The sequence below is a fragment of the Bradyrhizobium sp. SZCCHNR1053 genome (assembly GCF_032381235.1).
Lineage (GTDB): Bacteria > Pseudomonadota > Alphaproteobacteria > Rhizobiales > Xanthobacteraceae > Bradyrhizobium.
The window spans coordinates 1-24,188 of record NZ_JAUHJM010000018.1; the positions used below are offsets into that span (position 1 = coordinate 1).

Here is a 24,188-nt window from a genome sequence, read left to right on the forward strand (position 1 = left end):
GAGACAACACAGCAGTGATCGAATAGTGTCAGGGATCAGCCCGGTCCAAAATGTCAGGGATCAACCCGGTCGGTCACCGGGGCCCCCCACCCCCAACCCCTCCCCGCAAGGGGGAGGGGAGCTGACCGGCCACGCCGCGAGACACGGGCTCAGATCGTCACGACTCCACCGATCCGTCTGGATATGGAACGGACCGCCGCCGTCGAAGCGATACATCGCGCCGCCCTTAACGACGCCTCCTCGTTCCCTGCGTCCCTCGCCACATCCCTATCGCCCCGCCTCTCGCAAAGCGCTAAGTTCGCAGCCAATTCACGGGGCGCAGCGATCGAGGAGTTCGCGAAGGCCATGCTGCACGACTGGGGCGTGATCGCAGCCGCGTTCGGCTACATCGGCTTCCTGTTCCTGGTCGCCAGCCGCGGCAACCGGGCCGGAGAGCGGCGGCCGGCGGAAAGCCGTGGCCGGCTGGCTGGGCTGATCTACCCGCTGTCGCTGGCGATCTACTGCACCTCCTGGACCTTCTTCGGCTCGGTCGGCTTCGCCTCGCGCACCAGCGTCGACTTCCTTGCGATCTATCTCGGGCCGATCCTGATGGTCGGCGCCTGCACGCCGCTGCTGCGCCGGGTGATCCAGCTCGCCAAGTCGCAGAACATCACGTCCGTGGCCGACCTGATCGGCGCCCGCTACGGCAAGAGCCAGGCGGTCGCAGCAACGGTGGCGCTGATCGCGATCATCGGCTCGGTGCCCTATATCGCGCTGCAGCTCAAGGCCGTCGCCTCCTCGCTGCAGACCATCCTGATCGACGACCGCGCCTTCGCCCACATCCCGATCGTCGGCGACATGGCGCTGATGGTCACGCTCGCGATGGCCGTCTTCGCGGTGCTGTTCGGCACGCGACAGACCGACGCCACCGAGCATCAGCACGGCCTGATGCTGGCGGTCGCGACCGAGTCGATCATCAAGCTCGTCGCCTTCATCGCCGCCGGCGCCTTCGTCACCTTCTGGATGTTCTCGCCGGTCGAGCTGATCGAGCGCGCGATGAAATCGCCGGAGGCCGAGCGCGCGCTGGAATATGTGCCGGGCATCGGCAATTTCCTCACCATGACCCTGCTGTCGTTCTGCGCCGCAATGCTGCTGCCGCGCCAGTTCCATGTCAGCGTGGTCGAGAACGCCGACGACGCCGAGGTGTCGCGCGCGCGCTGGCTGTTCCCGCTCTATCTGGTCGCGATCAATCTGTTCGTGATTCCGATCGCGCTCGCCGGCCTCGTCACCTTCCCGTTCGGCGCCGTCGACAGCGACATGTATGTGCTGGCATTGCCGATCGAGGCCAATTCGCAATGGCTGTCGATCCTCGTCTTCGTCGGCGGATTGTCGGCGGCGACCGCGATGGTGATCGTCGAATGCGTGGCGCTGTCGATCATGGTCTGCAACGACATCGTCGTGCCGCTGGTGCTGCAGCGTCAGGAGCAGCGCGAGATCGGCCGCGACTTCGCGGGCTTCCTGCTCGGCACCCGCCGCATCGCGATCTTCGCCATCATGGTGATGGCCTATTTCTACTACCGCGCGCTCGGCAACACCCAGCTCGCCGCGATCGGTCTGCTGTCGTTCGCCGCCATCGCCCAGCTCGCGCCGAGCTTCTTCGGCGGTCTGTTCTGGCGGCGCGCGACCGCGCGCGGCGCCATGGGCGGCATGCTGGTCGGCTTCGCCGTCTGGCTCTACACGCTCTTCATCCCGAGCTTCCTGGACACCTCGACCGCGGGCATCCTGTTTCTCCAGCACGGCCCGTTCGGGCTGGAGGCACTCAGGCCGCAGGCGCTGCTCGGCACCGATCTGCCGCCGCTGCTGCATGGCGTGCTGTGGAGCCTGTCGCTCAATCTGTTGACCTACATCGTGCTGTCGCTGGCGCGGCAGCCGTCGTCGATCGAGCTCTTGCAGGCCGACATCTTCGTACCGGCCGAGCTGACGCCGAGTGCGCCGAGCTTCCGGCGCTGGCGCTCGACCGTGACGGTGCAGGACATCCAGAGCACGGTCGGCCAATATCTCGGTCCCGACCGCGCTCGCGCCTCGTTCGAGGCGTTCGCCGCCCAGCGCAACCTCCCGCTCGATCCGGCCGCGCCGGCCGATTTCGAGCTGCTGCGCCATGCCGAGCACCTGATCGCCTCCTCGATTGGCGCGGCGTCGTCGCGCCTCGTGATGTCGCTGCTGTTGCGCAAGCGCACGGTGTCGGCCAAGGCCGCCTTGAAGCTGCTCGACGATTCCCATGCCGCGCTGCATTTCAACCGCGAGATCCTGCAGACCGCGCTCAACCACGTGCGCCAGGGCATCGCGGTGTTCGACGCCGACCTGCAACTGATCTGCTCCAACGGCCAGTTCGTCGACCTGCTCGGGCTGCCGCCGGATCTGGTGCAGATCGGCAGCCCGTTGAAGGAAATCCTCGAATTCATGGGCACGATCGGCGCGCCGACCTATGAGGACAGCGAGGCGCTGCTGGCGCGCCGACTCGCCGCCTACACCACCGAGGGCGAGCCTTATCTGGAACGCCTCGCCGACCGCCACATGGTGATCGAGGTCCGCACCAACCGCATGCCGGATGGCGGCCTCGTCATCACCTTTACCGACGTGACGCCCTCGTTCGAGGCCGCCGAAGCGCTGGAGCGCGCCAATGCGACCTTGGAGAAGCGCGTGCGCGACCGCACCGAGGAGCTGACAAGGCTGAACTCGGAGCTCGCGCTGGCCAAGAGCGCCGCCGAGGACGCCAACATCTCCAAGACGCGCTTCCTCGCCGCCGCCAGCCACGACATTCTGCAGCCGCTGAACGCGGCGCGGCTCTACGTGACGAGCCTGGTCGAGCGGCAGACGGCGGGCGAGGATTCGCGCCTGGTCGAGAACATCGACGACTCGCTCGAGGCGATCGAGGAGATTCTCGGCGCGTTGCTCGACATCTCCCGGCTCGACGCCGGCGCGATGACGCCCTCGATCTCGAGCTTCAAGATGGCCGACCTGATGCGCTCGCTGGAGATCGAGTTCGCGCCGGCCGCGCGCGCCAAGGGTCTGGAGCTGGTGTTCGTGCCGTCGTCGCTGCCGGTCGAATCCGACCGCCTGCTGCTGCGCCGGCTGCTGCAGAACTTCATCTCCAACGCCATCAAGTACACGCCCAAGGGCCGCGTGCTGGTCGGCTGCCGCCGCCACGGGCAGTCGCTGCAGATCGGCGTCTACGACACCGGCGTCGGCATCCCCCCGGTCAAGCGTGGCGAGATCTTCAAGGAATTCCACCGCCTCGAGCAGGGCGCGCGGATCGCGCGCGGCCTCGGCTTGGGGCTGTCGATCGTCGAGCGCATCGCGCGTGTGCTCAATCACGGCATTGCGCTGGACTCGCGACCCGGCCGCGGCTCGGTGTTCTCAGTGACGGTGCCGATCGCCAAGGCGATCAACCACACCGCCGCCGTCACCACCGCGACCCCGCTGGCAACGACGCCGATCGCGGGCGCCCTGATCGTCTGCATCGAGAACGATCCCGCGATCCTCGACGGCATGAAGACCCTGCTGACGGCGTGGGACGCCGAGGTGATCGCCGTCCCCGATCCGGAGTCCGCGGTGGAGGCGATCGCGGCACGCGACGGCGCCGTCACCGGCCTGCTCGTCGACTATCACCTCGACCGCGGCAACGGCATCGCCGCCATCCGCGACATCCGCCGCCGCTTCAATGAGGCGCTGCCCGCGATCCTGATCACCGCCGACCGCAGCCCCCACGTCCGCGCCGCCGCACGCGACGACAACATCGCCGTGCTCAACAAGCCGCTCAAGCCGGCGTCATTGCGGGCGCTGTTGGGACAGTGGCGGATCCAGCAGATGGTGGCGGCGGAGTAGTTCGCAAAGGCGCGGCTGCTCACCCGAAAAAGAGGCAGCCCCGACTGGCGAACAAAGGAATCAGAAAAAGGCGAGGCTCAAATCCAGCCCGTAGGTCTGGGTCAGTATCCATACGAAAAATAGAGCAGCGAAGAACAGCACCAGATGTCTGAGCAACTCGTCCTTTGCACCATCCGATGACTCGGAAAAAGCCCTCGAAAGAGCCCTGGCCATGGCAGTCATGTGCGACCTCTACCTCCCCCCGCTCAAAATAGGTCAAGACGAAGGGCTGAAAGGTTCACCAAGGCGGGAACGCTGACCCGCAGCAGCGCGGCGCACCTGGACCCGCCCTTTGGCTGTCGCAATTGCTGGTCCGTTCGCATTCAAGCGACGGCACTACGCCTCCAGTGCGGTGATCATGTCCACCCGCGTCACATGCCGGCCGCCCTCGAAATCCGCAGTTAGGAACGCGTCGACGATATCGAGCGCCAGCCCCTCGCCGACCACGCGCGCACCGATCGACAGCATGTTGGCGTCGTTGTGCTGGCGGATCATCCGCGCCGAGAAGGTGTCTGCGCAGACGCCGCAACGGATGCCCTTGACCTTGTTGGCAGCCATCATAATGCCCTGGCCGGTGCCGCGCAGGATGATGCCCAACCGGCAATCGCCGGAGGCGACGCGACGCGCGGCCGCTTCGCCATGCTTCGGATAATGCGTGCTCTCCGGCGTCGTCAGCCCGATATCGACCACCACCCAGCCTTTCAGCGAGAGATGAGCCGCAATGGCTTGTCGCAAGGGGATGGCAGCGTGGTCGCTGGAGAGGACGACGCGGCTGTGGCTGTCATGGAGCAGGCTTTCCTCGTTCCGGAGCAGGTTCGCGGCTCGAATGAGTCGGATTAGGTACTCGACGCACTGGATCCGAGATCAATCGGCAAATCTCTTCCCCCGCATTATTTTGCCAGCGACCTCAGCTTGTCGAGCCTCTCGCGCACCTCGCTCCCGTTGCGGTTCAGGATGGGCCCTGCAGATCCGGTCAGGAAGGTGATGTACGGATCTCGATCCTGCAGAAAGAAGATGTAATCAGCCCCCGCCAGGAGAGGGAGCGTGCAATTGCCGTATGCAAATGGCGCGCTCCTGACCTTTTCGTCGTCCGGCGGCTTTCCTTTGATCACCTCGATCGCTTGGGCCGAAGCTTCGATGATCTGCTTGTAGGCCCCCTTCATATCGTCTGGCGCGGCAATCTCCTGGACCGACGTGAGGTGTGCGACGAGGACCGCGGAGGCTTGCGAAAACAATTCCTCCTCGGTCACGAGCGGCTTCCGAGAGAGGGAAGAGCAAGCGGACCCAGGCGAGACATGCGCAAGCGATATCGTAATCAACGAGGCGACCAAGATCCGGCGGGGCATTGCGAACATCGAGCTGCTCCACTCTGGGGTGGGCATATAACATCCTCTTCAACGGCCGATCAACTGTCTGGGGCAGCCGCCTGTCTCCCAGCGGTCGGCAATCGGCTGATCCAGCCGATCTCGCGAACGACAATCGCCAGCCCGGTAGAGTGTTGATACGCTGCTCTCGCGAGATAGCGCCCTGGCCGCAACGCCAGTGTCAGATGATGGCTGCGCAGATCGTCACCTCGATCGGCTGAATCGATCAGATACATGACCCCGGACGCCCCCGTCTCGAATTCGAGTCGCTCAGCGTCCGGGCCATCGAGGTCGGCCCGCAGTTGCGGCGCCCTCAATGCAGGCTCAATCGGTCGCTCATCGTCGACCCCAATCCATTGAACGAGAACCCCTCGGTCTTCGCGATCATCGGCGTACCACGCCACATCACCGGCATCTCCGGACAAGATGACGGCCGCACCATTCCCGCAGACGATCGATCCCAGCCAGCCCGTCGCCCTGCACGCACGCGCATAGTCGCTCTGATCTTCAGGGTCTTCATGGCTACTCCATCCCTCGATGCCCCGCCAACGCGACAGTTGCTCAGCGGGGATCAGCACGTGAGGGCCACGGGTCGTTTCAATCCAGGTGCGGGTGCGTGACATGCGGCTAATGATAGCAGATGCGTCTACTCTTGGACCAACAAAGCTCGGCAGCTATTCGAGCCGAAACGAGGCCCCCCCGCGAATTGAGTTTCTTTTTTCCAGAAATCATGCTACGAGTCGCGCCATCCCGTGCCCGCCATGAGGGGCGCTTCGCGATCGTCACGAACGTGGGGCGCGGGATGCGGTGGGCGCGTCGGGTCGCAGCGGGCTTTGTCCTGCCGACGAACGATCCGGCGCGCACGGTCAAGCCGTGTGGTCCTGGCATCCCGTTGCTGATGCCAAATCCGTGACGACGGTGTTGCGGATGACGGGGGCAAGAAAGCCGGTCCCCGAGGAGAGCGCGGAGCAGCCGTTAAAGCCATCGCGCAGGGAAGGCCGGGTGTTTCGGCCAGACCTGTGGTGACTGCCGCCTGCTTTTTTCTGCAGGCGGGCCACGGGCGCGGCCAGCGCCCGGCCTTCCCTGCGCCCTCTATCTTCAAGAGGGCCGATGATTGGCAAAGCTCGGACGCGCTGTGCGCCGCGAGGCCGTGAAGGTGTGTCGCGAGTGAAGCAGAAGGCGTGCGGAATGGACGCTGTCCACATACACTGCAAGGCGGCATCAAGCGCCGGCCAATGGCGCCTCCGGCAGACTGCTGCGGGGTATCGTCATTCCGGGGCGGCTCGCAGAGCCGAACCCGGAATCTCGAGATCCCGGGCCCCGTCCTTCGGACCATCCCGGAATGACGACTCATCCAGATTTTCCCGTCGCCTACTTCCCCGTCGGCGTATCCTGCCGCCAGGCGCTGCCCGCGATCTTCGCGGCGGCGATCACGGCCTGGGTCCGGCTCTCGACACCGAGCTTCTGCAGGATGGCCGAGACATGCGCCTTGATGGTCGCCTCGGAGACGCCGAGCTCGTAGGCGATCTGCTTGTTGAGGAGGCCCTGCGACAGCATCATCAGCACACGCACCTGTTGCGGGGTCAAGGTGACCAGCCGGTCGCGCAGCTTCGTCATCTCCGGATCGGCCCCGGCGGCGAGGTCGGTGTCGGGCGGCACCCAGACGTCGCCGTCCATCACCTTCTTGATGGCATCACGCAGCGTATCGACGCCGAACCGTTTCGGAATGAAGCCGGACGCGCCGAAATCGAGCGAGCGGCGGATCGTCGCGCCGTCATCGCTCGCCGACACGATGACCACCGGGATCGCCGGATATTGCGCGCGCAGATAGATCAGGCCCGAGAAGCCGGAGATGCCGGGCATGGTGAGGTCGAGAAGTACGAGATCGACATCGGAATCCTTTTCCAGCAGTGCGGTGAGGTCCTCGAACGAACCGGCCTCGTCGACCACGGCCTCCGCGAGCACGCTCGCGACCGCCTGCCGCAAAGCGTTGCGGAACAGCGGATGATCATCGGCAATGACGAGATGGGTGCTGGCAGTCGCCATGAATCCAGATTTGACCTTGCGAGACCGACGACATGCTGCAACTGCACGCGCCCGGTTTTCCGGAAATACTCGCCCGGCCACCGGTTGCATGCAAGCGTCCAATTCCACTTGCAGGGAAGGCGGTTAATCCGAACCTTGTGCAACGCAACATCGGTAACGCGACGGCCTTTCACCGAACTTGATCCGCCGCAATGTCCCCATCTTTACCGCGCGCCGCAGAGGGCAGAGCCGAAAGTCGTATTGGGGCGGGTTTCACTGCAATGTTACTGAAGGCCAAGGTCTCCGCGACCTGCGCCGTCCAAGTCCGGCATGCGGAGGCGAAAGCCATCATCACAACAATCATGGGGAGCGAATGCCGATGTCGACAATGGTAGCCACACAAGCGAGATCGGGAGGCATGACGAAGGACGAACGCTTCGTCATTCTGGCTTCCTCTCTCGGCACCGTGTTCGAGTGGTACGACTTCTATCTCTACGGATCGCTGGCCTCGATCATCGGCGCGCAGTTCTTCAGCGCCTACCCGCCGGCCACCCGCGACATCTTCGCGCTGCTGGCCTTCGCCGCCGGCTTCCTGGTCCGCCCGTTCGGCGCCATCGTGTTCGGCCGCATCGGCGATATCGTCGGCCGCAAATACACCTTCCTGGTCACGATCCTGATCATGGGTCTGTCGACCTTCATCGTCGGCATCCTGCCGAACGCCGAGACCATCGGCTTCGCTGCGCCGGTGATCCTGATCGGTCTGCGCCTGCTGCAGGGCCTCGCGCTCGGCGGTGAGTATGGCGGTGCGGCCACCTACGTCGCCGAGCATGCGCCGATGGGCAAGCGCGGCTACTACACCTCCTTCATCCAGACCACGGCGACGATGGGCCTGTTCCTGTCGCTGCTGGTCATCCTGTTCACCCGCACCATCATCGGCGAGGCCGACTTCGCCAAATGGGGCTGGCGCGTTCCGTTCCTGGTGTCCGTGCTGCTGCTCGGCGTCTCCGTCTGGATCCGTCTGCGCCTCAACGAGTCGCCCGTGTTCCAGAAGATGAAGGACGAGGGCAAGAGCTCGAAGGCGCCGCTGACGGAAGCGTTCGCGAACTGGGGCAACGCCAAGATCGTGCTGCTGGCCCTGATCGGCGCCACCATGGGCCAGGGCGTGGTCTGGTATACCGGCCAGTTCTACGCGCTGTTCTTCCTGCAATCGATCCTGAAGGTCGACGGCTACACCGCCAACCTGCTGATCGCCTGGTCGCTGCTGCTCGGCACCGGCTTCTTCGTCGTGTTCGGCATGCTGTCCGACAAGATCGGCCGCAAGCCGATCATCATGGGCGGCTGCCTCATCGCGGCGCTGACCTTCTTCCCGATCTTCAAGATGATCACCACCAACGCCAACCCGGCGCTGGAGAAGGCGATCGAGGCGACGAAGGTGGAAGTGGTGGCCGATCCCGCCGGCTGCGGCGATCTGTTCAACCCGGTCGGCACCCGCGTCTTCACCGCGCCTTGCGACACCGCCCGCGCCTTCCTGGCCCAGTCCTCGGTCAAGTACTCGACCGTGTACGGTCCGGCCGGCTCCGGCGTGAAGGTTACCTTCAACGGCAAGGAAGTGCCCTACACCGACGCCAAGACCAGCAACCCGGCGCTGACGGCGGCGATCGGCGAGGCCGGCTATCCGAAGGCCGGCAACCCGACGATCGTGAAAATGGCGCATCCGTTCGACATCTTCCGTCCGCAGGTCGCGGCGATCATCGGCCTGCTGCTGATCCTGGTGATCTTCGTCACCATGGTCTACGGCCCGATCGCAGCGATGCTGGTCGAGCTGTTCCCGACCAAGATCCGCTACACCTCGATGTCGCTGCCCTACCACATCGGCAACGGCTGGTTCGGCGGCCTGCTGCCCGCCACCGCCTTCGCAATCGTGGCCTCGACCGGCGATATCTATGCCGGCCTGTGGTACCCGATCACGTTCGCCGTGATCACCGCGGTCGTCGGCTTCATCTTCCTGCCGGAGACCAAGGACGTCGACATCCAGGCCGATTGATCACGAGGCGAGCGGCACCCCGCTCGCATCTGCTTCCAACGACGAACGGCCGCGGATCACTCCGCGGCCGTTCCGCTTTTTGCGCCAGGGATTTTCTCTTTTATGGCCTCACGCCGCGCCGATGAACTGCAACACCACCTCGCGCCGATGCGGACGCGCGCGATGCTCGATCAGATAGAGCGCCTGCCATGTGCCGAGCATCATGCGGCCGTCCTGAACCGGCACCTGCTGCGAGACCGCGCTCAACATGGTCTTGACGTGCGCCGGCATGTCGTCGGACCCCTCGGTGTCGTGCACCCAACCGGCATTCTCCGGCGCCAGCCGCGCCAGCGCCGTGGCGAGATCGTGCAGCACGGTGGGATCGGCATTCTCCTGGATCGTCAGCGACGCCGAGGTGTGGCGAATGAACAGGGTCACCGCGCCTTCCCTGGCGGATACTTCACGCAGGAACGCCTCGACCTCGCGCGTGAAATCGGTGAAGCCGCGGCCCGAAGTCTGTACGGTCAGAGTCGAGGTTACGATCGTATTGATGACGCTCGCCGAGGGCGCGCTGCGCGACATCGATCTGGCTGGCATGCGTTCAGCCTCCTCGAAGCGGTCTCAGATCCTGCCCGAGACGTCCTTCTGCACCCGCGTCGCCATGTCGAGCAGCCGGCGCCAAGCCTGTTCGAGGAACCCCATCATGCGATCCATGTCCTGGTCGCTGGGCAGCGGGATCTCGAGTTTGCGCGTTGCATCGGAGGATTTCGATTCACCCGGCTTGTCCCCCGTCTTGGGTTCGGCTTTCTTCAACTGATCGGATTTGGGCAGCGCCTGATCTTTCGGCAGCGGCTCATCGATCTTGCCGGAGATGCTCTGGTCGCGCGACGCGAGCTGGCCCTTGAGCTTTTCATTCTCCGCCTGCAGACGGCCGATCTCGGCATCCAGCGCGGCGCGCTCATCGGGCACCGCGTAACAGGCGAAGCCCGACCCACCGCTGTTGTTGCACATCGAGACCGCACCGGTCCTCGTATCGAGCCGGATCACGCCATCCGACGTCGTCGACATCGTGTAGCGTCCCTTGTCGCCGTCAGGCGCGGTGTCCTCGACCGCAAACGCCTCTCCGCCGAGACAGCTCAACGCCAGCAGCGCGAGGAGGGGCGGCCGGTAGGGCTTCGTGAGACTCATGGCTGGCTCTCCCAGGCGCATTCGCAACCGCCGCCATGCACGCCGACATTGTGTCGCGGCCATGACGTTGCCCCAGGTGCGATCCCCTGCCACAGGCCGCACCTATGTTTCGGACGTATAGGCGGAGCGACCGGATTTCAACGCGTCCGCCAGCAGCTCGAGCCGGTCCTGCCCCCAGAAGATCTCGCCGTCCAGCACATAGGCCGGCGAGCCGAACACGTCGGCCGCGATCGCGTCCTGCCGGTTCTGCTCGTAGGCCGCCCCGACCATGTCCGTCGCCGCCTGCGTCACGAGATCGCGGCCCGGCAGTCCGGCTGCATCGGCCAAGCCGGCGATCACCTCGGCATCCGCAAGATTGAGCTGCTGCTCCCAGATGGCCGGGAAGGCGCGCTGCAGATAGGGCTCCGGATCGAGGCCGGCCTGCTGCGCCGCGATGACGACGCCGTCGGCGAGCCGGGCGTTGAAGGGCCAGTTGTTCGGCTGGATGTGGAAATCAAGACCGCGCTTGTCGCGCCACCGCTTCAGCTCGACGATGCGATAGCGCTGCCGCGCCGGATGGCGCCTGGCCAGTGGAAGCCCGCCGGTCTCGGCGAACAGATCCACCAGCATGACCGGCTTGAGGTTGACGGTCGCCCCGTGGCTCGCGGCGATGTCGCGGAACAGCCGGTGGCCGATATAGGCCCATGGCGACTGCAGCGAGAAATAGTAGTCGATCTGGCGCGCCATGCGGGTTCCCGTGTTGGTTGGAGCTCAGCGAGAGCTGATCATCGGGTCCTGACGGGTGCAAGATCGCAGCCGCACACAACACTGTTGATGCGGCGCGGTGACACGCGCGACCGATCTGACGAAAAAGCCGAGAAAACGTGTAAATTCAGGCATCTAACAGTTCAACACGCAATCTTGACTTGGGGGGATGCGGTCAGTATGGTCCGCCCGGCTTTAAAGGGCGATGGGGCGCTAATTCCTGAAACTCGCGGCACCGGGTCGGGTCTCCACACGTGGCGGATGGCACATGGCGGATGACACGAACGAGAGCAGCGGACACAAGGATCGCGACAAGTCGCCCGATGAGGTTGCGCTTTCCGCAAGGCTCGGAAGTCTCGACCAACGGTTGTCCGAAATTCGCGACGGCCGAAAGATCGGGGCTGATCAACCTGGAAACGGCAGCGGTGACACTGCAGCCCGGGCTTCGGCCATGGCGCGTGGCCTGCGACTGTCGTCCGAGTTGATCGCCGGTGTCCTCGTCGGCGCGTTGCTTGGCTGGGGCTTCGACCGCTTGCTGTCGACATCGCCCTTCGGATTCATCGTGTTTTTCCTGCTCGGCTTTGCCGCCGGCGTGTTGAACGTGGTGAGATCCGCAGGCATAGCTCCCGACAGGCCCCGCCAGTGAGATCAGCGCGGAAGATCGTCGAGTGAATTGCAAAGCGCCGGCGTGGCCGGTGAACAACTGAGACGCCACGCGGATGATCGATCCGATCCACCAGTTCCATCTCAACAAGATCTTCACGATCGGCCACATCGGCAATCAGGAGATCACCTTCACCAACTCGTCCGCGTACATGCTGCTCGCGGTCGTGCTCATTGCCGTCATGATGATGGCCGCCGGGCGCGCGCTCGTGCCGGGCCGGTTCCAGTCGGTGGTCGAGCTGTCCTACGAATTCGTCGCCAACACCATCAGAACCAGCGCCGGCTCGCACGGCATGACGTTCTTCCCGCTGGTGTTCTCGCTGTTCATGTTCATCTTCGTCTCGAACATCGTCGGCATCATCCCCTACACCTTCACCGTCTCCAGCCACATCATCGTCACCTTCTCGCTGGCGCTCTTGGTGTTCCTGACGGTCATCATCTACGGCTTCTACAAGAACGGCCTGAAGTTCTTTAAGCTGTTCGTGCCGTCCGGCATCCCCGCGGTGATCCTGCCGCTGGTGGTCGTGATCGAAATCATCTCCTTCTTCTCCCGCCCGATCTCGCACAGCGTCCGTCTGTTCGCCAACATGCTGGCCGGCCACGTCACGCTGAAGGTGTTCGCGAGCTTCGTGACCATGCTCGGCGCGCTCGGCTTCGTCGGCAAGGTCGGCGCGCTGCTGCCGCTCGGCCTGACGGTCGCGCTGACCGGCCTCGAGCTGATGGTCGCGTTCCTCCAGGCCTACGTCTTCACGATCCTCACCTGCATCTATCTCAACGATGCTATCCATCCGGGCCACTGATCCGGCCCTCTCTACCAAACCCCTCAAAGGAGTTCGTTTCATGGATCCGGTTGCAGCGAAGTACATTGGCGCGGGCATTGCCTGCATCGGCATGGGTGGCGCGGGTGCCGGCATCGGCATCATCTTCGGCAACTATCTGTCGGCCGCTCTGCGCAATCCGTCGGCTGCCCAGGGCCAGTTCGGCAACCTGATTTTCGGCTTCGCGGTGACCGAAGCGCTCGGCATCTTCTCGCTGCTGATCGCGCTGCTCCTGCTGTACGCCGTCTAAGACGGCTTGAGCCGGACAGGAGAAGCCCGTGGCTGAAAGTCATGGCGAGGCCAAGGGCGGCGAGGCCAAGGGCACCGCAAGCGCCCATACTGAGGCCGATGGCGGGCATGGTTTCCCTCCCTTCCAGAAGGAAACCTTTCCCTCCCAGATCGTCTCCCTGGTGATCGCCTTCGTGGCGCTGTACGTGATCGTCTCGCGTGTGGCGCTGCCGAAGGTCGGGGCCGTCATCGACGCCCGCCAGAAGTCGATCGACGGCGATCTGGCTGAAGCGCAGCGGCTGAAGGATGAATCCGAAGCCGCGATGAAGGCGTATGAAAGCGAGCTGGCGACGGCTCGTGCCCGTGCCCAGGCGATCGGAGCCGAGACCCGCGAGAAGCTCGCGGCTTCTTCGGACGCCGAGCGCAAGGCGCTGGAAGACAGCCTCGCAGCCAAGCTCGCGGCGGCGGAGAAGTCCATCGCCACCACGCGCACGACCGCAATGAGCAATGTCCGCGGCATCGCCGCAGACGCAGCCAGCGCGATCGTGAAGCAGCTCACCGGCAAGGCCCCTGCAGCCAAGACGGTCGAGGCTGCGGTCGATGCATCGTTGAAGGGAACAGCCTGATGCATTTGCTTGCTGATCCGGAAACCTGGGTTGCGATTGCCTTCGTGATCCTGATGGGCCTGTTCGCCTATCTCGGTGTCCACCGCACGGTCCTGAAGGCGCTCGACAATCGCTCCGAGCGCATCAGGAACGAGCTGGCGGAGGCCAAGCGGCTCAAGGAAGAGGCGGTCAAAGTGCTCGCCGACTACAAGACCCGCCGCGCCAGTGCCGAACGCGAGGCCGAGGAGATCATCACCAGCGCCAAGGCGGAAGCCGAGCGCATCGCGGTGGAAGCCAAGGCCAAGATGGAAGACTTCGTCGCCCGTCGAACCAAGGCCGCCGAGAGCAAGATCGCCCTCGCCGAGGCCCAGGCTCTCGCCGACGTCAGGTCCGCTGCGGCGGATGCCGCCGTCCAGGCCGCCGCGACCGTGCTGTCGCAGTCGGTCAAGGGCGCTCTTGGCGAAGACCTCGTGGCCAAAGGCATCGCGGAAGTCGGCCGCAAGCTGAACTGAGCGGCAGTCCATCTGATCCAGTATCTTCAAAAGGCCGGGGCGATTTCATCGCGCCGGCCTTTTGCGTTGAAGGCCATCGGCCCCGGACCTGCCGAGCGCGGCCTCGCCGTCGTTCACCCGCCTCACCTCCGCTTCTTGCCGTGCGGCCGCTCCGGGGTCAGGGCCTGCGGGTCGAAGCCGATGTAGAAGACGTAATTGTCGGCATTGGCGCCGGGCGGCGGCACCGGATAGACCATGTCCTCGGCGACGATCGTGAACGGCACGCTGCCGTCCTCGGTCATCTGCACCGTGGTGCGATACGACTTGGTCGCGATCACCTTCTCGCCGATGCCGCCCTGGACCACGGCGATGCGCATGGGAATGTCGACGCTCGCCGGCGCGCCCGCCGGTCCGGCAACGATGCGCCCCTGGATGCCGATCTTGGCGATGATTTCGGCCCCGTTGAGATTGCATTCGCGCGCGGTCTTCGTGATCGACGCCTGGAACCGGACGTCATTGCCGACCGCCTGCTTGCCGGGCGCGGCCACGGCGTAGGTCGAGGCGCCGGCGCGAATGCTGACCGGCGGACAGGTCAGGCCCTCGGTCGGATCGGCCGGCGGTCCGCCGCCGGCGGGCAAGTTCTCCTGTCCCTTGTTGTCGGAGCCGCCGCCGAACAGGCTCTTGAAGCGGTCGGTCAGCGATTGGGCGGCCGCCGGCGGCGCCGCGCCCGCGGCTCCCAAGGCCAGCAGCACGGCTGCCAACGTCCCAACCCTGATCACGCTCGTCTCTCGCATCGTCTGATATCCCCGGCAACTCGGTCGCCCAGCCCAGGCGTCTATACCCAATTCAGAGGCCGGAACCAGCCCCGATCGGCCTCTCCCGCGGCCATCCCGATCACGATTGCTACCCCCGGAAATCCTCGTGCAACAGGCCATAGAGGTAATGGTCCTGCCAGACTCCGTTGATGCACAGGTAGCGACGCGCCAGGCCCTCGCGGGTGAAGCCGCATTTCTCCAGCACGCGAATCGACGGCGTATTGGTCGGGATGCAGGCCGCCTCGACCCGGTGCAGATTGAGCTCGCCGAACAAGGTCGGCAGCAGCAGCCGCAGCGCCGCCGTCATGTAGCCATGATGCCCGAACGGCTGCCCCATCCAGTAGCCGATGGTGCCGGCCTGAACGATGCCGCGGCGGACATTGGCGAGCGTGATGCCGCCGAGCATGGCGCCATCCTGCTCGCGGAAGAGGATGAACGGATAGGAGCGGTCGGCCGAGATGTCCTCGGCATAGCGGCGCAGCCGGCGGCGGAAGCCGGAGCGCGTCAGATCGTCGGACGGCCAGATCGGCTCCCAGGGCGTGAGATAGTCGCGGCTGATCTCGCGCAGCCGCGCCCATTGCGCGTAATCGGCCATCTGCGGCGCGCGCAGCAGCAGGCCCTGGCCGCGCGGAGCCAGCGCAGCCGGTCCGTTGGATGGCAAGCGAAACAGGGCCATCTGTGATGCTCCCCCTGCTCTTTCCGGGTCGAAGCCTGCTCCGACCCACCCCAGATCTCCGGCGCCGAGTCCTGGCGGAATTCAATGCGAAGACCGCACCGAGCCGTACCACGTTCAGTGCAGTTGGGCCTTCGATCTCGAACCGGTCAGACCTTCGGCGAAAGTTACCGCTGTGTCCAGACCCCTGCCGGTGCCGAGCGCGACGACGGCCGGCTTGCTGCGTGCGAGCAGCGCCCGCGCCGCATCGCGCGTGCTCTCGACGCTGACCGCCTCGATCTTGGCGACCATCTCCTGCAAGGTCTGCGGCCGTCCATAGGCCAGGATATGCCGCGCCAATTGCTCGGCACGGGCACTGCAGCTCTCCAGCGCCATCAGCAGCCCGGCCTTCATCTGCGCCTTGGCGCGGGCGACCTCGGCCTCGCTCAAGGTCTCCACCGCATTGCCGATGATGTCGACCACGACCTCCATCATCTCGGGCGCGTCAGCCGGATCTGTCCCGGTGTAGAGGCCGAAGAAGCCGGTGTCGCTATAGGGCGCGTGGAACGTGTAGACGGAGTAGCAGAGCCCCCGGTTCTCGCGCACCTCCTGGAACAGCCGGGACGACATGCCGCCGCCCAGGATGTTGGTGAACACCTGCAGCGAGAACAGCGACGGATCGGCCTGCGGCACGCCCTCGAGCGCGAGCGTCAGATGCGCCTGCTCGAGATCGCGGTGCACGACGCGTGAGCCGCCCTTGCCGAATGTCGCCGGCAGCGGCTTCGGCGCCGGGCCGCCATTGAAGCTGGCAAATCGCTTCGTCACATCCTCGACCACCCGCTGATGATCGACGGCGCCGGCGGCCGCGACCACCATGTCGGGTCCGCGATAATGCGTCGACAGATAGCCGTGCAGCTTGTCGCGATCGAACGCCTCCAGCGTCTTGGCGGTGCCGAGCAGCGAGCGGCCCATCGGCTGGTCCGGAAAGCACAGCTCGTTGAGATGCTCGAACACGACGTCATCGGGCGTGTCCTGTGCCGCGCCGATCTCCTGCACGATCACGTTCTTCTCGCGCTCCAGCTCCTCCGGCACGAATGACGGATTGGCCAGAATGTCCGAGAGCACATCGAGCGCCATCGGCACGTCCGCCTTCAGCACGCGGGCGTAATAGGCCGTGGTCTCGGTCGAGGTGCCGGCATTGAGATCGCCGCCGACCGCCTCGACCGTCTCGACGATCTCGCGGGCGCTGCGCGTCGTCGTGCCCTTGAACGCCATGTGCTCGAGCAGATGCGAGATGCCGTGCTCGTCCGGCTTCTCGTCGCGACCGCCGACGCCGGCCCAGACCCCGAGCGCCGCCGTCTCCAGATGCGGCATCGTGTCGGTGACGACCGTCAACCCCGTCGGCAGCTTGGTGACTTCCACACCCATCATGCAATTCCCTGCTTGGCGGCCCGGCTGACCGAGCGGATGAACTTCTCCACCTCGGCCTGGTCGTTCCGCATGATCCTGATGTCCTCGCGCTTGCTCATCAGCCCTTCGAGCCACACCGGCAGGTGCGGCCGCATCCCGCAGGCGGCCTCGACCGCATCGGGGAATTTGGCGGGATGGGCGGTCGACAGAACGATATTCGGCACCGACAGATCCGTGCCGTCGCGATCGGCTACGGCCAGCGCCACGGCGGTGTGCGGATCGACGAGATCGCCGGCCTCGCGGAAGGCGGCACGGATCGCCGCCGCGGTCTCGGTTTCGTCGGCGCGGCCGGCATCGAAATCGGCGCGGATCGCCGCCAGCATGGCATCGGGCAGCACGAAGCGGCCGGACTGCTTGAGGCTGTCCATCAGCCGCCGCACGGTGCCGGCATCGCGGCCGCCGGCTTCGAACAGCAGCCGCTCGAAATTCGACGACACCTGGATGTCCATCGAGGGCGAAGCCGTCGCATGCACCTCGCGCACCTCGTAGATGCCGGTCGTCAGCGTCCGGGCGAGGATGTCGTTGACGTTGGTCGCGACGCGCAACGTGCGCACTGGCAGGCCCATGCGCTTGGCGACATAGCCGGCGAAGACGTCGCCGAAATTGCCGGTGGGCACGGTGAAGTCGACGGCGCGGTGGGGCGCGCCGATCGCGACCGCCGAGGTGAAGTAGTAGACCACCTGGGCGACGACGCGCGCCCAGTTGATCGAGTTGACGCCCGACAGCCTGACCGAATCGCGGAAGCCGTGATGGTTGAACAGGCCCTTCACGATCGCCTGGCAGTCGTCGAAATGACCTTCGATCGCCAGCGCATGCACGTTGGCCGCACCCGACGTCGTCATCATCCGCCGCTGCACCTCGGAGATGCGGCCATGCGGGAACAGCACGATCAGATCGGCATAGTCGCGGCCGGCGAAAGCCTCGACCGCCGCACCACCGGTATCGCCGGATGTCGCCACGACAATGGTGGTGCGCTCGCCGCGCTTGGCCAGCACGTGGTCCATCAGCCGCGAGATCAGCTGCATCGCCACGTCCTTGAACGCCAAGGTCGGGCCGTGGAACAGCTCCAGCACGAACTGATGCGGTGCGATCTGGTCGAGCGGCACCACGGCGGGGTGACGGAAGGTCGCATAGGCCTCGTTGGCCATGCGGCCGAGCTCGGCATCCGAGATCTCGCCGGCGACGAACGGCTTGATGACCTCGACCGCGACCTCCCAATAGGGCCGGCCGAAGAACGAGGCGATCGTCTCGGGCGTCAGCTGCGGCCAGGTCTCGGGCACGTACAGGCCGCCGTCGCGGGCGAGCCCGGTCAGCATCACATCGCAGAAGGTGAGCGCGGGGGCTTCCCCGCGGGTCGAAACATAGCGCGTCAAACCGCTCTCCTGACCTGCGTCACCAGGCCATAACCCGTTGATTGAATTCGAAATCGGAACCGCCTAGCGGCAACATGGTCCGGCACCATAATGGTTTTGGTCCGTGCGCGAAACCGGTTGTTGGCACAGCAATGGTCGCGGCTCCGGGTTACGGCGGCGTTACGGACGCCGGCGCGGGAGCGCAGCGCATGGTGGCGCTCCGAACCAGCCTCCCGCGCTCCGCCGTCATCGCGCGGTTCAATGCGTTCGGTAGAAATGTTGACGATCGTCGTCTGCCGGCTATCTGCGCGAGCTCGCCTGGGCGGCCGAGGGGCCGATCGTGATCCGCCAGGGCGAGGACATGGGCGTGCCCTGCTGCCTGCAGGTCGATCTCGACGGATCGGCCGCCGCGCCGGTGAAGGTCTCGGGGAGCGTGCGGTCGATCGAGGCCAAGCCGTAGCCCGCAACCGTAGCCCGCATGAGCGCAAGCGACATGCGGGATCAGCACCGGTCCCGCATGTCGCTTTGCTCATGCGGGCTACGAGTGACCCGGCGGCCGCTCAGAGCTGTGCGGCCTCCGCGCCCTTCGCATCGGCCTCGGCGAACACCGCCTTGGCCGCGAACAGGCCGTTGAGCGCGGCGGGAAAGCCGGCATAGACCGCCATCTGCATGATCACCTCGGTGATCTCGTCGCGGCTGAGGCCGACATTGAGACCCGCATGGATGTGCACCTTGAGCTGAGGGGTGGCATTGCCGAGCGCGGTCAAGGACGCGATGGTCGCGATCTCGCGGCTGCGCAGATCGAGGCCGGGGCGCGAATAGATGTCGCCGAACGGAAACTCGATCACGTAGGTCGCGAAATCCGGCGCGATGTCGGCGAGCGCCGCGATCACATTGTGGCCGGCCTCGCCGTCGATGCTATCGAGCGCGCGCCGGCCGCGCGCCAGCCGGTCCTGATCGTTGTTGGCGCCCGATTGCGTGCCGCCCGGCATCGGGCTCGTCGTCGTGGATTGGCTGGGCGTTGATTGCGTCATCATCGTTCGTCCTCTCGTTCGCGCCGGCATAGCTGGCGATCTTGGCGTCGAGAACGAGAAGACAATCCTGCAAGCTGGCGACGCGCGCCCGGACCGCGTCGCGATGGCGCTCCAGGAGCCGGCGTCGGTCCGGCTCCGTGGCAGCGCCGCCCGCGCGCAGCTCGGCATAGCGCAGCATGTCCCGGATCGGCATTCCCGTGGCCTTCAACCGGCCGAGGAATTCGATCCAGGTCAGGATCGATGCGTCATAGTCCCGCTGCTGCGCATGGTCGCGATCGGCCCTGGGCAGCAGCCCGATCCGCTCATAGTAGCGGATGGTATGGGGCGTGAGCCCCGACTGCCTCGCCAGCTCGCCGATCTTCATGCGCGCTCATCTCCATTCACGACGCCCGGCAGGCTACGGGTTCGAGCGCGCTCTAAGTCAAGCGCCGTTTCGCGGGCTACGGGCTCATCGGTTCGCTGCGCGCCGGCCGCGCGCCCACACCGCGAACGCGACGATCAACGCGGCGGCCAGAGAGAACCAGGTGATCGCGTATTGCATGTGCTCGTCGCGCAGATGCGGCGACAGCGGGCCGGGCTTGGGGATGCCGTTGTCCGGCACCGGGGTCTCGAGGTCGATGTAGAACGGTGCGACCTCGCCCCAGCCGAGGGCGTTTGCCATGGCCTGATGATCCCTGGTGAACCACAGGCGCTTGTCGTGATTTTCCGCCGCGGTGAGCAGGCCGGCGGCTTCCGGGAAACGCAGATAGCCGGTCAGGGTCACGGGGGCGCCGGTGACGAGCTTGCCCACCTGGCGATCCTGGACGCTGCGTTCCTGCATCGTGTTGGCGACGAAGCCGGCGTCGATCACGACGGTCTCGCCAGACGGCAGGCGCGCGGGGAGGAACGCCCAGGTGCCCGGCCCGGAGACGTCCTCGCGCACGGCCGAGCCGGCGCTGTAGACCATCGCGTCCGGCAGTCTGGTGTAGGTGGCGGTGAAGCTGACGCGGCGAAATTCGTCGCGCTCCGGCGTCAGCGTGCGCCATTCCGTCTGTGGCGGCAGCGGCTCGGGCGCAGCGGCGACGCGATCGGTGAGCGCGGCGATCAGCGCATGCTTCGCTGCCCGGCGCTGCAACTGCCAGACGCCGAGGCCGATGAACAGTGCGACCATGACGAGGGTGAAGGCGGCAAAGGCGCGCGATGAGGTGTTGGGGCGCGTCGAGGTCATCGTTGCAGGGCCGCCAACGACAGGCTGCACGCTCTGCCGACGCAGACGGTGCACTCCCCTCCCCCTTGCGGGGAGGGGTCGGGGGTGGGGGTGCCCCACGGAAGACTGCCGCTGGGGCTACCCCCCTCCCCAACCCTCCCCCACAAGGGGGGAGGGAGCGCACCGCGCTGGCGGCGAGTCGATGCGTCCCTCATCGCGGCGTCTTGTCCACCAGGCGGCCGGGGGCGGCCTTGTGGTGGAATTGCAGGGCGATCAGCAGCGACTTCATCGCGCGCAGCGGCAGCAGCGTCGTCACCAGGATCAGCGGTCCCCATAGCGCGGCGTGGACCCAGAACGGCGGCTGATACTTCACCTCGACGATCAGGGCGGCGCCGACCACGATGGCGCCAGCGAGCATCATGATGAAGATCGCCGGACCGTCGCCGGTGTCGATGAAGGCGTAGTCGAGATCGCAGGCTTCGCAACGCTTGCGCAGGTTGAGGAAGCCGTCGAACAGCTTGCCCCGGCCGCAGCGCGGGCAGCGGCAGGCGAGCCCGCGCAGGACGGTCTGGGCCAAAGTGACGGGCGGATGGGTGGTCATGGTGTCTTGCCCCCTGGGCGGCCGGGCGACGCCTCATGGTGATACAACCGGAGGCGACGAGAGCGGATCACATTTCGATCAACCGCCGGGCGCCGCCGCAACGAGAAAGGGCGGCCCGACGGCCGCCCCTTCTTAGCACGTTCGGCGGAACCGGTACGCGCCAGCTTCAGTGCGCGCCGTGGGCCATCGCCTCGGCGCCGTGGCCCCAGACGTAGATGCAGATGAAGAGGAACAGCCAGACCACGTCGACGAAGTGCCAGTACCAGGCGGCGAACTCGAAGCCGAGATGCTGCTTGGGCGTGAAGTGGCCGGCATAGGCGCGCGCCAGGCAGACGATCAGGAAGATCGTGCCGACCAGGACGTGGAAGCCGTGGAAGCCGGTCGCCATGAAGAAGGTCGAGCCGTAGATGTGGCCGGCGAACGAGAACGTCGCGTGGCTGTACTCATAGGCCTGCACGCAGGTGAAGGTGGCGCCCAGGAGGATGGTGAGGATCAGGCCGTATTTCAGGCCCTTGCGGTCGCCCTCGAGCAGCGCGTGGTGGGCCCAAGTCACCGTGGTGCCCGAGGTCAGCAGGATCAGCGTATTGAGCAGCGGCAGATGCCAGGGATCGAAGGTCTCGATGCCCTTTGGCGGCCAGACGCCGCCGAACAGGGCGTCGCGGGTGGCCTGCACCTCGAAGTTCGGATACAGCGCGGCATTGAAATAAGCCCAGAACCAGGCGACGAAGAACATCACCTCGGAGGCGATGAACAGGATCATGCCGTAGCGGTGATGGAGCTGCACCACGCGGGTGTGATCGCCCTTGTACTGCGCTTCCTTGATGACGTCGCCCCACCAGCTCGCCATGGTGTAGAGCACGCCGATGGTGCCGATGCCGAACACGACCGGCGCGGCGCCGAACATCTTGTGCATCCAGCCGATCGCGCCGAACGCCATGATGAAGGCCGAGACCGAGCCGACGAACGGCCAGGGGCTCGGGTCGACGAGATGGTAGTCGTGATGCTTGGCGTGCGCCTCAGCCATGTCAGGTCTCTCCCCAGATCGATGCCGGTCGCGCCGGCACGGTGTCGTTCAACAGCAATGGTCCCCGGATATCGGACGTCCGCGCGGTCACAGGTTGCCCCGCGGTTTGTCCGGCTCGCCCGCGGCGATCGGCTTGGGCTCGGCGTCGCGAACGGGATAGAAGGTGTAGGACAGCGTGATCGTCTTCAGCCCGTCATTCTCGTGATCGGCCGTGATCGCCGGATCGACGTAGAACACGACAGGCATCTCACGGGTCTCGCCCGGGGCCATGGTCTGTTCGGTGAAGCAGAAGCAGTTGATCTTCTGGAAATAGGCGCCCGACGTCAGCGGCGTCACGTTGTAGGCCGCTTGCGCCATGGTGGTGCGCGCCGCCTGGTTGGTGACCTTGTAGTAGACCGTGACCACCTCGCCGATCGCGACCTCGATCTCGGTCTTCTCCGGCTCGAACTTCCACGGCAGCCCGCCGGCGACATTGGCATCGAAACGGATGCCGATCCGGCGCGCCAGCGGCGCCGACGACGGCGCCGCGGTCGCGACCTGCGTGGTGCCGTTGAAGCCGGTGGCGCGGCAGAACCAGTTGTAGAACGGCACGGCGGCATAGGACGCGCCGACCATCAGCACCACGACGGCGCCGCAGATGCCGCCGACCAGCGCATCGCGGCCGAGGCCGCGGCGCGGCGCGGCCGGCGCTGTCGCCGGAACGATCTGGTCGGTTGTCTCCATTGCGGTCTGCTTCGCCCTGTCCTGCATCGCGTCTCTACATCGGCCGATTCAGCACCGCGGGACCCTTCACCATGGTCACCGCGAAGAACAGCACCACCAGCACGCCGAGCGCGAGCGCAATCGCGATCGAGCGGCGACGGCGGCTGCGCAGCTGCGCCTCGGTGAGGACGATGCCCTCTTGCTCGTTCGGATCTGCCATCGTGATCGCCATGTTTTCCAGTCTCGCGCCTCTTACCAGATCAGCGGCGCGATCATGCGCGCGACCGCTTCGAGCCCGAGCGTCGCGAACAGCGCGAACAGGTAAAGGATCGAGAAGGCGAACAGCCTGCGGTTGGCGCGCAGCGAGGTGCTGCGCTCGCGCTTGCGGAACACCTCGATCGCGAGCCATAGCATGCCGGCGCCGAGCGCCAGCGAGACGACGCCGTAGACGGCATCGAAATAGCCGAGCGGCCAGGGCGCCAGCGCGACCGCCACCAGCACGATCGTGTAGAGCAGGATCTGCAGCCGGGTCGCATCGGGGCCGGCGACCACCGGCAGCATCGGCACGCCGGCGCGGGCGTAATCGTCGCTGCGGAACAGCGCCAGCGCCCAGAAATGCGGCGGGGTCCAGAAGAAGATGATCAGGAACAGCCAGAGCGGCTCCGGCGCGATCGATCCGGTGGCCGAAACCCAGGCGACGACCGGCGGCAGGGCGCCGGCGGCGCCGCCGATGACGATGTTTTGCGCGGTCCAGCGCTTCAGCCACAGCGTGTAGATGACGACGTAGAAGAAGATGGTGAAGGCGAGCAGCGCGCCGGCGAACCAGTTGACGAGGATGCCCAGCGTCAGCACCGAGAAGAACGACAGCGTGATGCCGAAGGCGAGGGCCTCCTGGCGGGTGACGCGGCCGCGCGGGATCGGGCGGTTGGCGGTGCGCGACATCAGCGAGTCGATGTCGCCTTCCAGCGCCATGTTCAGCGCCCCGGAAGCCCCGGCCCCGACCGCGATGCACAGCAGCGAGGTGATGGCGAGCACCGGGTGGAAATGGCCCGGAGCGATCAGCAGGCCGATCAACGCCGTAAAGATCACGAGCGACATCACCCTCGGCTTCAGGAGCGCGAGATAATCGCCGACATCGGCCTCGGAAATCCGCGGGCCGACGGCAATGGCGTTCTGATCGATGACCGACACGACGAATCCAGACTTCAATTCACAGGCTTCAATTCAAACGGCTCTGACGCAGGGCGTGCCAGAACCTCGATTCAAGACTCCATCCGGCAAACCATCGGGCGCACCACCG

General features: G+C 65.8%; 27 protein-coding genes. 7 read left to right on the forward strand and 20 right to left on the reverse strand.

Annotated elements, in window-relative coordinates:
• Positions 1-345 precede the first annotated feature (345 nt).
• Entirely contained in the window at positions 346-3,864 is a 3,519-nt protein-coding gene (locus QX051_RS27935; protein WP_315735932.1) for a PAS domain-containing hybrid sensor histidine kinase/response regulator, read from the forward strand.
• A gap of 60 nt (positions 3,865-3,924) precedes the next feature.
• Here QX051_RS27935 and QX051_RS27940 read toward each other — a convergent pair whose 3' ends face one another.
• The 5 genes from QX051_RS27940 to QX051_RS27960 form a co-directional block, all read right to left on the reverse strand.
• The gene (locus QX051_RS27940) at positions 3,925-4,086 is read right to left on the reverse strand and encodes a hypothetical protein (RefSeq protein WP_315735929.1); all 162 of its coding nucleotides are present in this window, start codon (positions 4,084-4,086) and stop codon (positions 3,925-3,927) included.
• A 153-nt stretch (positions 4,087-4,239) separates the two neighbouring features.
• A complete protein-coding gene (rpiB, locus tag QX051_RS27945; protein ID WP_315737011.1) occupies positions 4,240-4,695 on the reverse strand; it encodes a ribose 5-phosphate isomerase B in 456 nt (151 codons plus the stop codon).
• Positions 4,696-4,793: 98 nt separating this feature from the next.
• A complete protein-coding gene (locus tag QX051_RS27950) occupies positions 4,794-5,153 on the reverse strand; it encodes a hypothetical protein (RefSeq protein WP_315735927.1) in 360 nt (119 codons plus the stop codon).
• Positions 5,154-5,308: 155 nt separating this feature from the next.
• Positions 5,309-5,890, reverse strand: a complete 582-nt coding sequence (locus tag QX051_RS27955; RefSeq protein WP_315778343.1) for an Imm21 family immunity protein — start codon at positions 5,888-5,890, stop codon at positions 5,309-5,311.
• Positions 5,891-6,638: 748 nt separating this feature from the next.
• Entirely contained in the window at positions 6,639-7,313 is a 675-nt protein-coding gene (locus QX051_RS27960; protein WP_315778344.1) for a response regulator transcription factor, read from the reverse strand.
• 352 nt (positions 7,314-7,665) lie between these two features.
• Between QX051_RS27960 and QX051_RS27965 the strand changes: the two genes are divergently transcribed.
• Complete coding sequence (locus QX051_RS27965; RefSeq protein ID WP_315735921.1) at positions 7,666-9,336, forward strand: MFS transporter; 1,671 nt, start codon at positions 7,666-7,668, stop codon at positions 9,334-9,336.
• A 108-nt stretch (positions 9,337-9,444) separates the two neighbouring features.
• On the opposite strand, the gene QX051_RS27970 is transcribed toward QX051_RS27965, so the two are convergent.
• The 3 genes from QX051_RS27970 to QX051_RS27980 all read right to left on the reverse strand — a co-directional run bounded on the left by QX051_RS27970 (position 9,445) and on the right by QX051_RS27980 (position 11,229).
• On the reverse strand, positions 9,445-9,912 hold the full coding sequence (locus QX051_RS27970; protein WP_315778345.1) for a secondary thiamine-phosphate synthase enzyme YjbQ: 468 nt from the start codon (positions 9,910-9,912) through the stop codon (positions 9,445-9,447).
• Between the two features lie 24 nt (positions 9,913-9,936).
• Positions 9,937-10,503: a hypothetical protein gene (locus QX051_RS27975; protein ID WP_315735916.1), complete on the reverse strand. Its 567-nt coding sequence runs from the start codon at positions 10,501-10,503 to the stop codon at positions 9,937-9,939.
• A gap of 102 nt (positions 10,504-10,605) precedes the next feature.
• Positions 10,606-11,229, reverse strand: a complete 624-nt coding sequence (locus tag QX051_RS27980) for a 2-hydroxychromene-2-carboxylate isomerase (protein ID WP_315778346.1) — start codon at positions 11,227-11,229, stop codon at positions 10,606-10,608.
• Positions 11,230-11,515: 286 nt separating this feature from the next.
• On the opposite strand from QX051_RS27980, the gene QX051_RS27985 reads away from it, so the two are divergent.
• The 5 genes from QX051_RS27985 to QX051_RS28005 all read left to right on the forward strand — a co-directional run bounded on the left by QX051_RS27985 (position 11,516) and on the right by QX051_RS28005 (position 14,073).
• The gene (locus QX051_RS27985; protein WP_315735912.1) at positions 11,516-11,893 is read left to right on the forward strand and encodes an AtpZ/AtpI family protein; all 378 of its coding nucleotides are present in this window, start codon (positions 11,516-11,518) and stop codon (positions 11,891-11,893) included.
• A 73-nt stretch (positions 11,894-11,966) separates the two neighbouring features.
• The gene (locus QX051_RS27990) at positions 11,967-12,710 is read left to right on the forward strand and encodes a F0F1 ATP synthase subunit A (RefSeq protein ID WP_315735910.1); all 744 of its coding nucleotides are present in this window, start codon (positions 11,967-11,969) and stop codon (positions 12,708-12,710) included.
• A 40-nt stretch (positions 12,711-12,750) separates the two neighbouring features.
• Complete coding sequence (locus tag QX051_RS27995) at positions 12,751-12,978, forward strand: F0F1 ATP synthase subunit C (protein ID WP_006615622.1); 228 nt, start codon at positions 12,751-12,753, stop codon at positions 12,976-12,978.
• Between the two features lie 28 nt (positions 12,979-13,006).
• Positions 13,007-13,582, forward strand: a complete 576-nt coding sequence (locus tag QX051_RS28000; RefSeq protein ID WP_315717910.1) for a F0F1 ATP synthase subunit B' — start codon at positions 13,007-13,009, stop codon at positions 13,580-13,582.
• Complete coding sequence (locus QX051_RS28005; RefSeq protein ID WP_315778347.1) at positions 13,582-14,073, forward strand: ATP F0F1 synthase subunit B; 492 nt, start codon at positions 13,582-13,584, stop codon at positions 14,071-14,073. The genes QX051_RS28000 and QX051_RS28005 overlap by 1 nt, the downstream gene beginning before the upstream one ends.
• 122 nt (positions 14,074-14,195) lie before the next feature.
• On the opposite strand, the gene QX051_RS28010 is transcribed toward QX051_RS28005, so the two are convergent.
• From QX051_RS28010 to QX051_RS28065, 12 genes are all read right to left on the reverse strand, one after another.
• Positions 14,196-14,813: a hypothetical protein gene (locus tag QX051_RS28010; RefSeq protein WP_315778388.1), complete on the reverse strand. Its 618-nt coding sequence runs from the start codon at positions 14,811-14,813 to the stop codon at positions 14,196-14,198.
• 142 nt (positions 14,814-14,955) lie between these two features.
• The gene (locus QX051_RS28015) at positions 14,956-15,543 is read right to left on the reverse strand and encodes a GNAT family protein (protein WP_315778348.1); all 588 of its coding nucleotides are present in this window, start codon (positions 15,541-15,543) and stop codon (positions 14,956-14,958) included.
• A gap of 114 nt (positions 15,544-15,657) precedes the next feature.
• Positions 15,658-16,947, reverse strand: a complete 1,290-nt coding sequence (locus QX051_RS28020) for a pitrilysin family protein (RefSeq protein WP_315735902.1) — start codon at positions 16,945-16,947, stop codon at positions 15,658-15,660.
• On the reverse strand, positions 16,947-18,362 hold the full coding sequence (thrC, locus tag QX051_RS28025) for a threonine synthase (RefSeq protein WP_315778349.1): 1,416 nt from the start codon (positions 18,360-18,362) through the stop codon (positions 16,947-16,949). Before thrC ends, QX051_RS28020 begins: the two co-directional genes overlap by 1 nt.
• Positions 18,363-18,901: 539 nt before the next feature.
• Positions 18,902-19,333, reverse strand: coding sequence for a carboxymuconolactone decarboxylase family protein (locus QX051_RS28030; RefSeq protein WP_315778350.1), 432 nt, complete (start codon positions 19,331-19,333; stop codon positions 18,902-18,904).
• Positions 19,260-19,739: a MerR family transcriptional regulator gene (locus QX051_RS28035; RefSeq protein WP_315778351.1), complete on the reverse strand. Its 480-nt coding sequence runs from the start codon at positions 19,737-19,739 to the stop codon at positions 19,260-19,262. The genes QX051_RS28030 and QX051_RS28035 overlap by 74 nt, the downstream gene beginning before the upstream one ends.
• 84 nt (positions 19,740-19,823) lie before the next feature.
• Positions 19,824-20,582, reverse strand: a complete 759-nt coding sequence (locus tag QX051_RS28040) for an SURF1 family protein (protein ID WP_315778352.1) — start codon at positions 20,580-20,582, stop codon at positions 19,824-19,826.
• A gap of 190 nt (positions 20,583-20,772) precedes the next feature.
• Positions 20,773-21,162: a DUF983 domain-containing protein gene (locus QX051_RS28045; protein ID WP_315735883.1), complete on the reverse strand. Its 390-nt coding sequence runs from the start codon at positions 21,160-21,162 to the stop codon at positions 20,773-20,775.
• 166 nt (positions 21,163-21,328) lie between these two features.
• Positions 21,329-22,186, reverse strand: a complete 858-nt coding sequence (locus QX051_RS28050) for a cytochrome c oxidase subunit 3 (protein WP_315757594.1) — start codon at positions 22,184-22,186, stop codon at positions 21,329-21,331.
• Positions 22,187-22,273: 87 nt separating this feature from the next.
• The gene (locus QX051_RS28055; RefSeq protein ID WP_315735879.1) at positions 22,274-22,909 is read right to left on the reverse strand and encodes a cytochrome c oxidase assembly protein; all 636 of its coding nucleotides are present in this window, start codon (positions 22,907-22,909) and stop codon (positions 22,274-22,276) included.
• 34 nt (positions 22,910-22,943) lie between these two features.
• A complete protein-coding gene (locus QX051_RS28060) occupies positions 22,944-23,120 on the reverse strand; it encodes a CoxF protein (protein ID WP_315735877.1) in 177 nt (58 codons plus the stop codon).
• Positions 23,121-23,140: 20 nt separating this feature from the next.
• The gene (locus tag QX051_RS28065) at positions 23,141-24,079 is read right to left on the reverse strand and encodes a heme o synthase (protein ID WP_315778353.1); all 939 of its coding nucleotides are present in this window, start codon (positions 24,077-24,079) and stop codon (positions 23,141-23,143) included.
• Between the last annotated feature and the right edge of the window lie 109 nt (positions 24,080-24,188).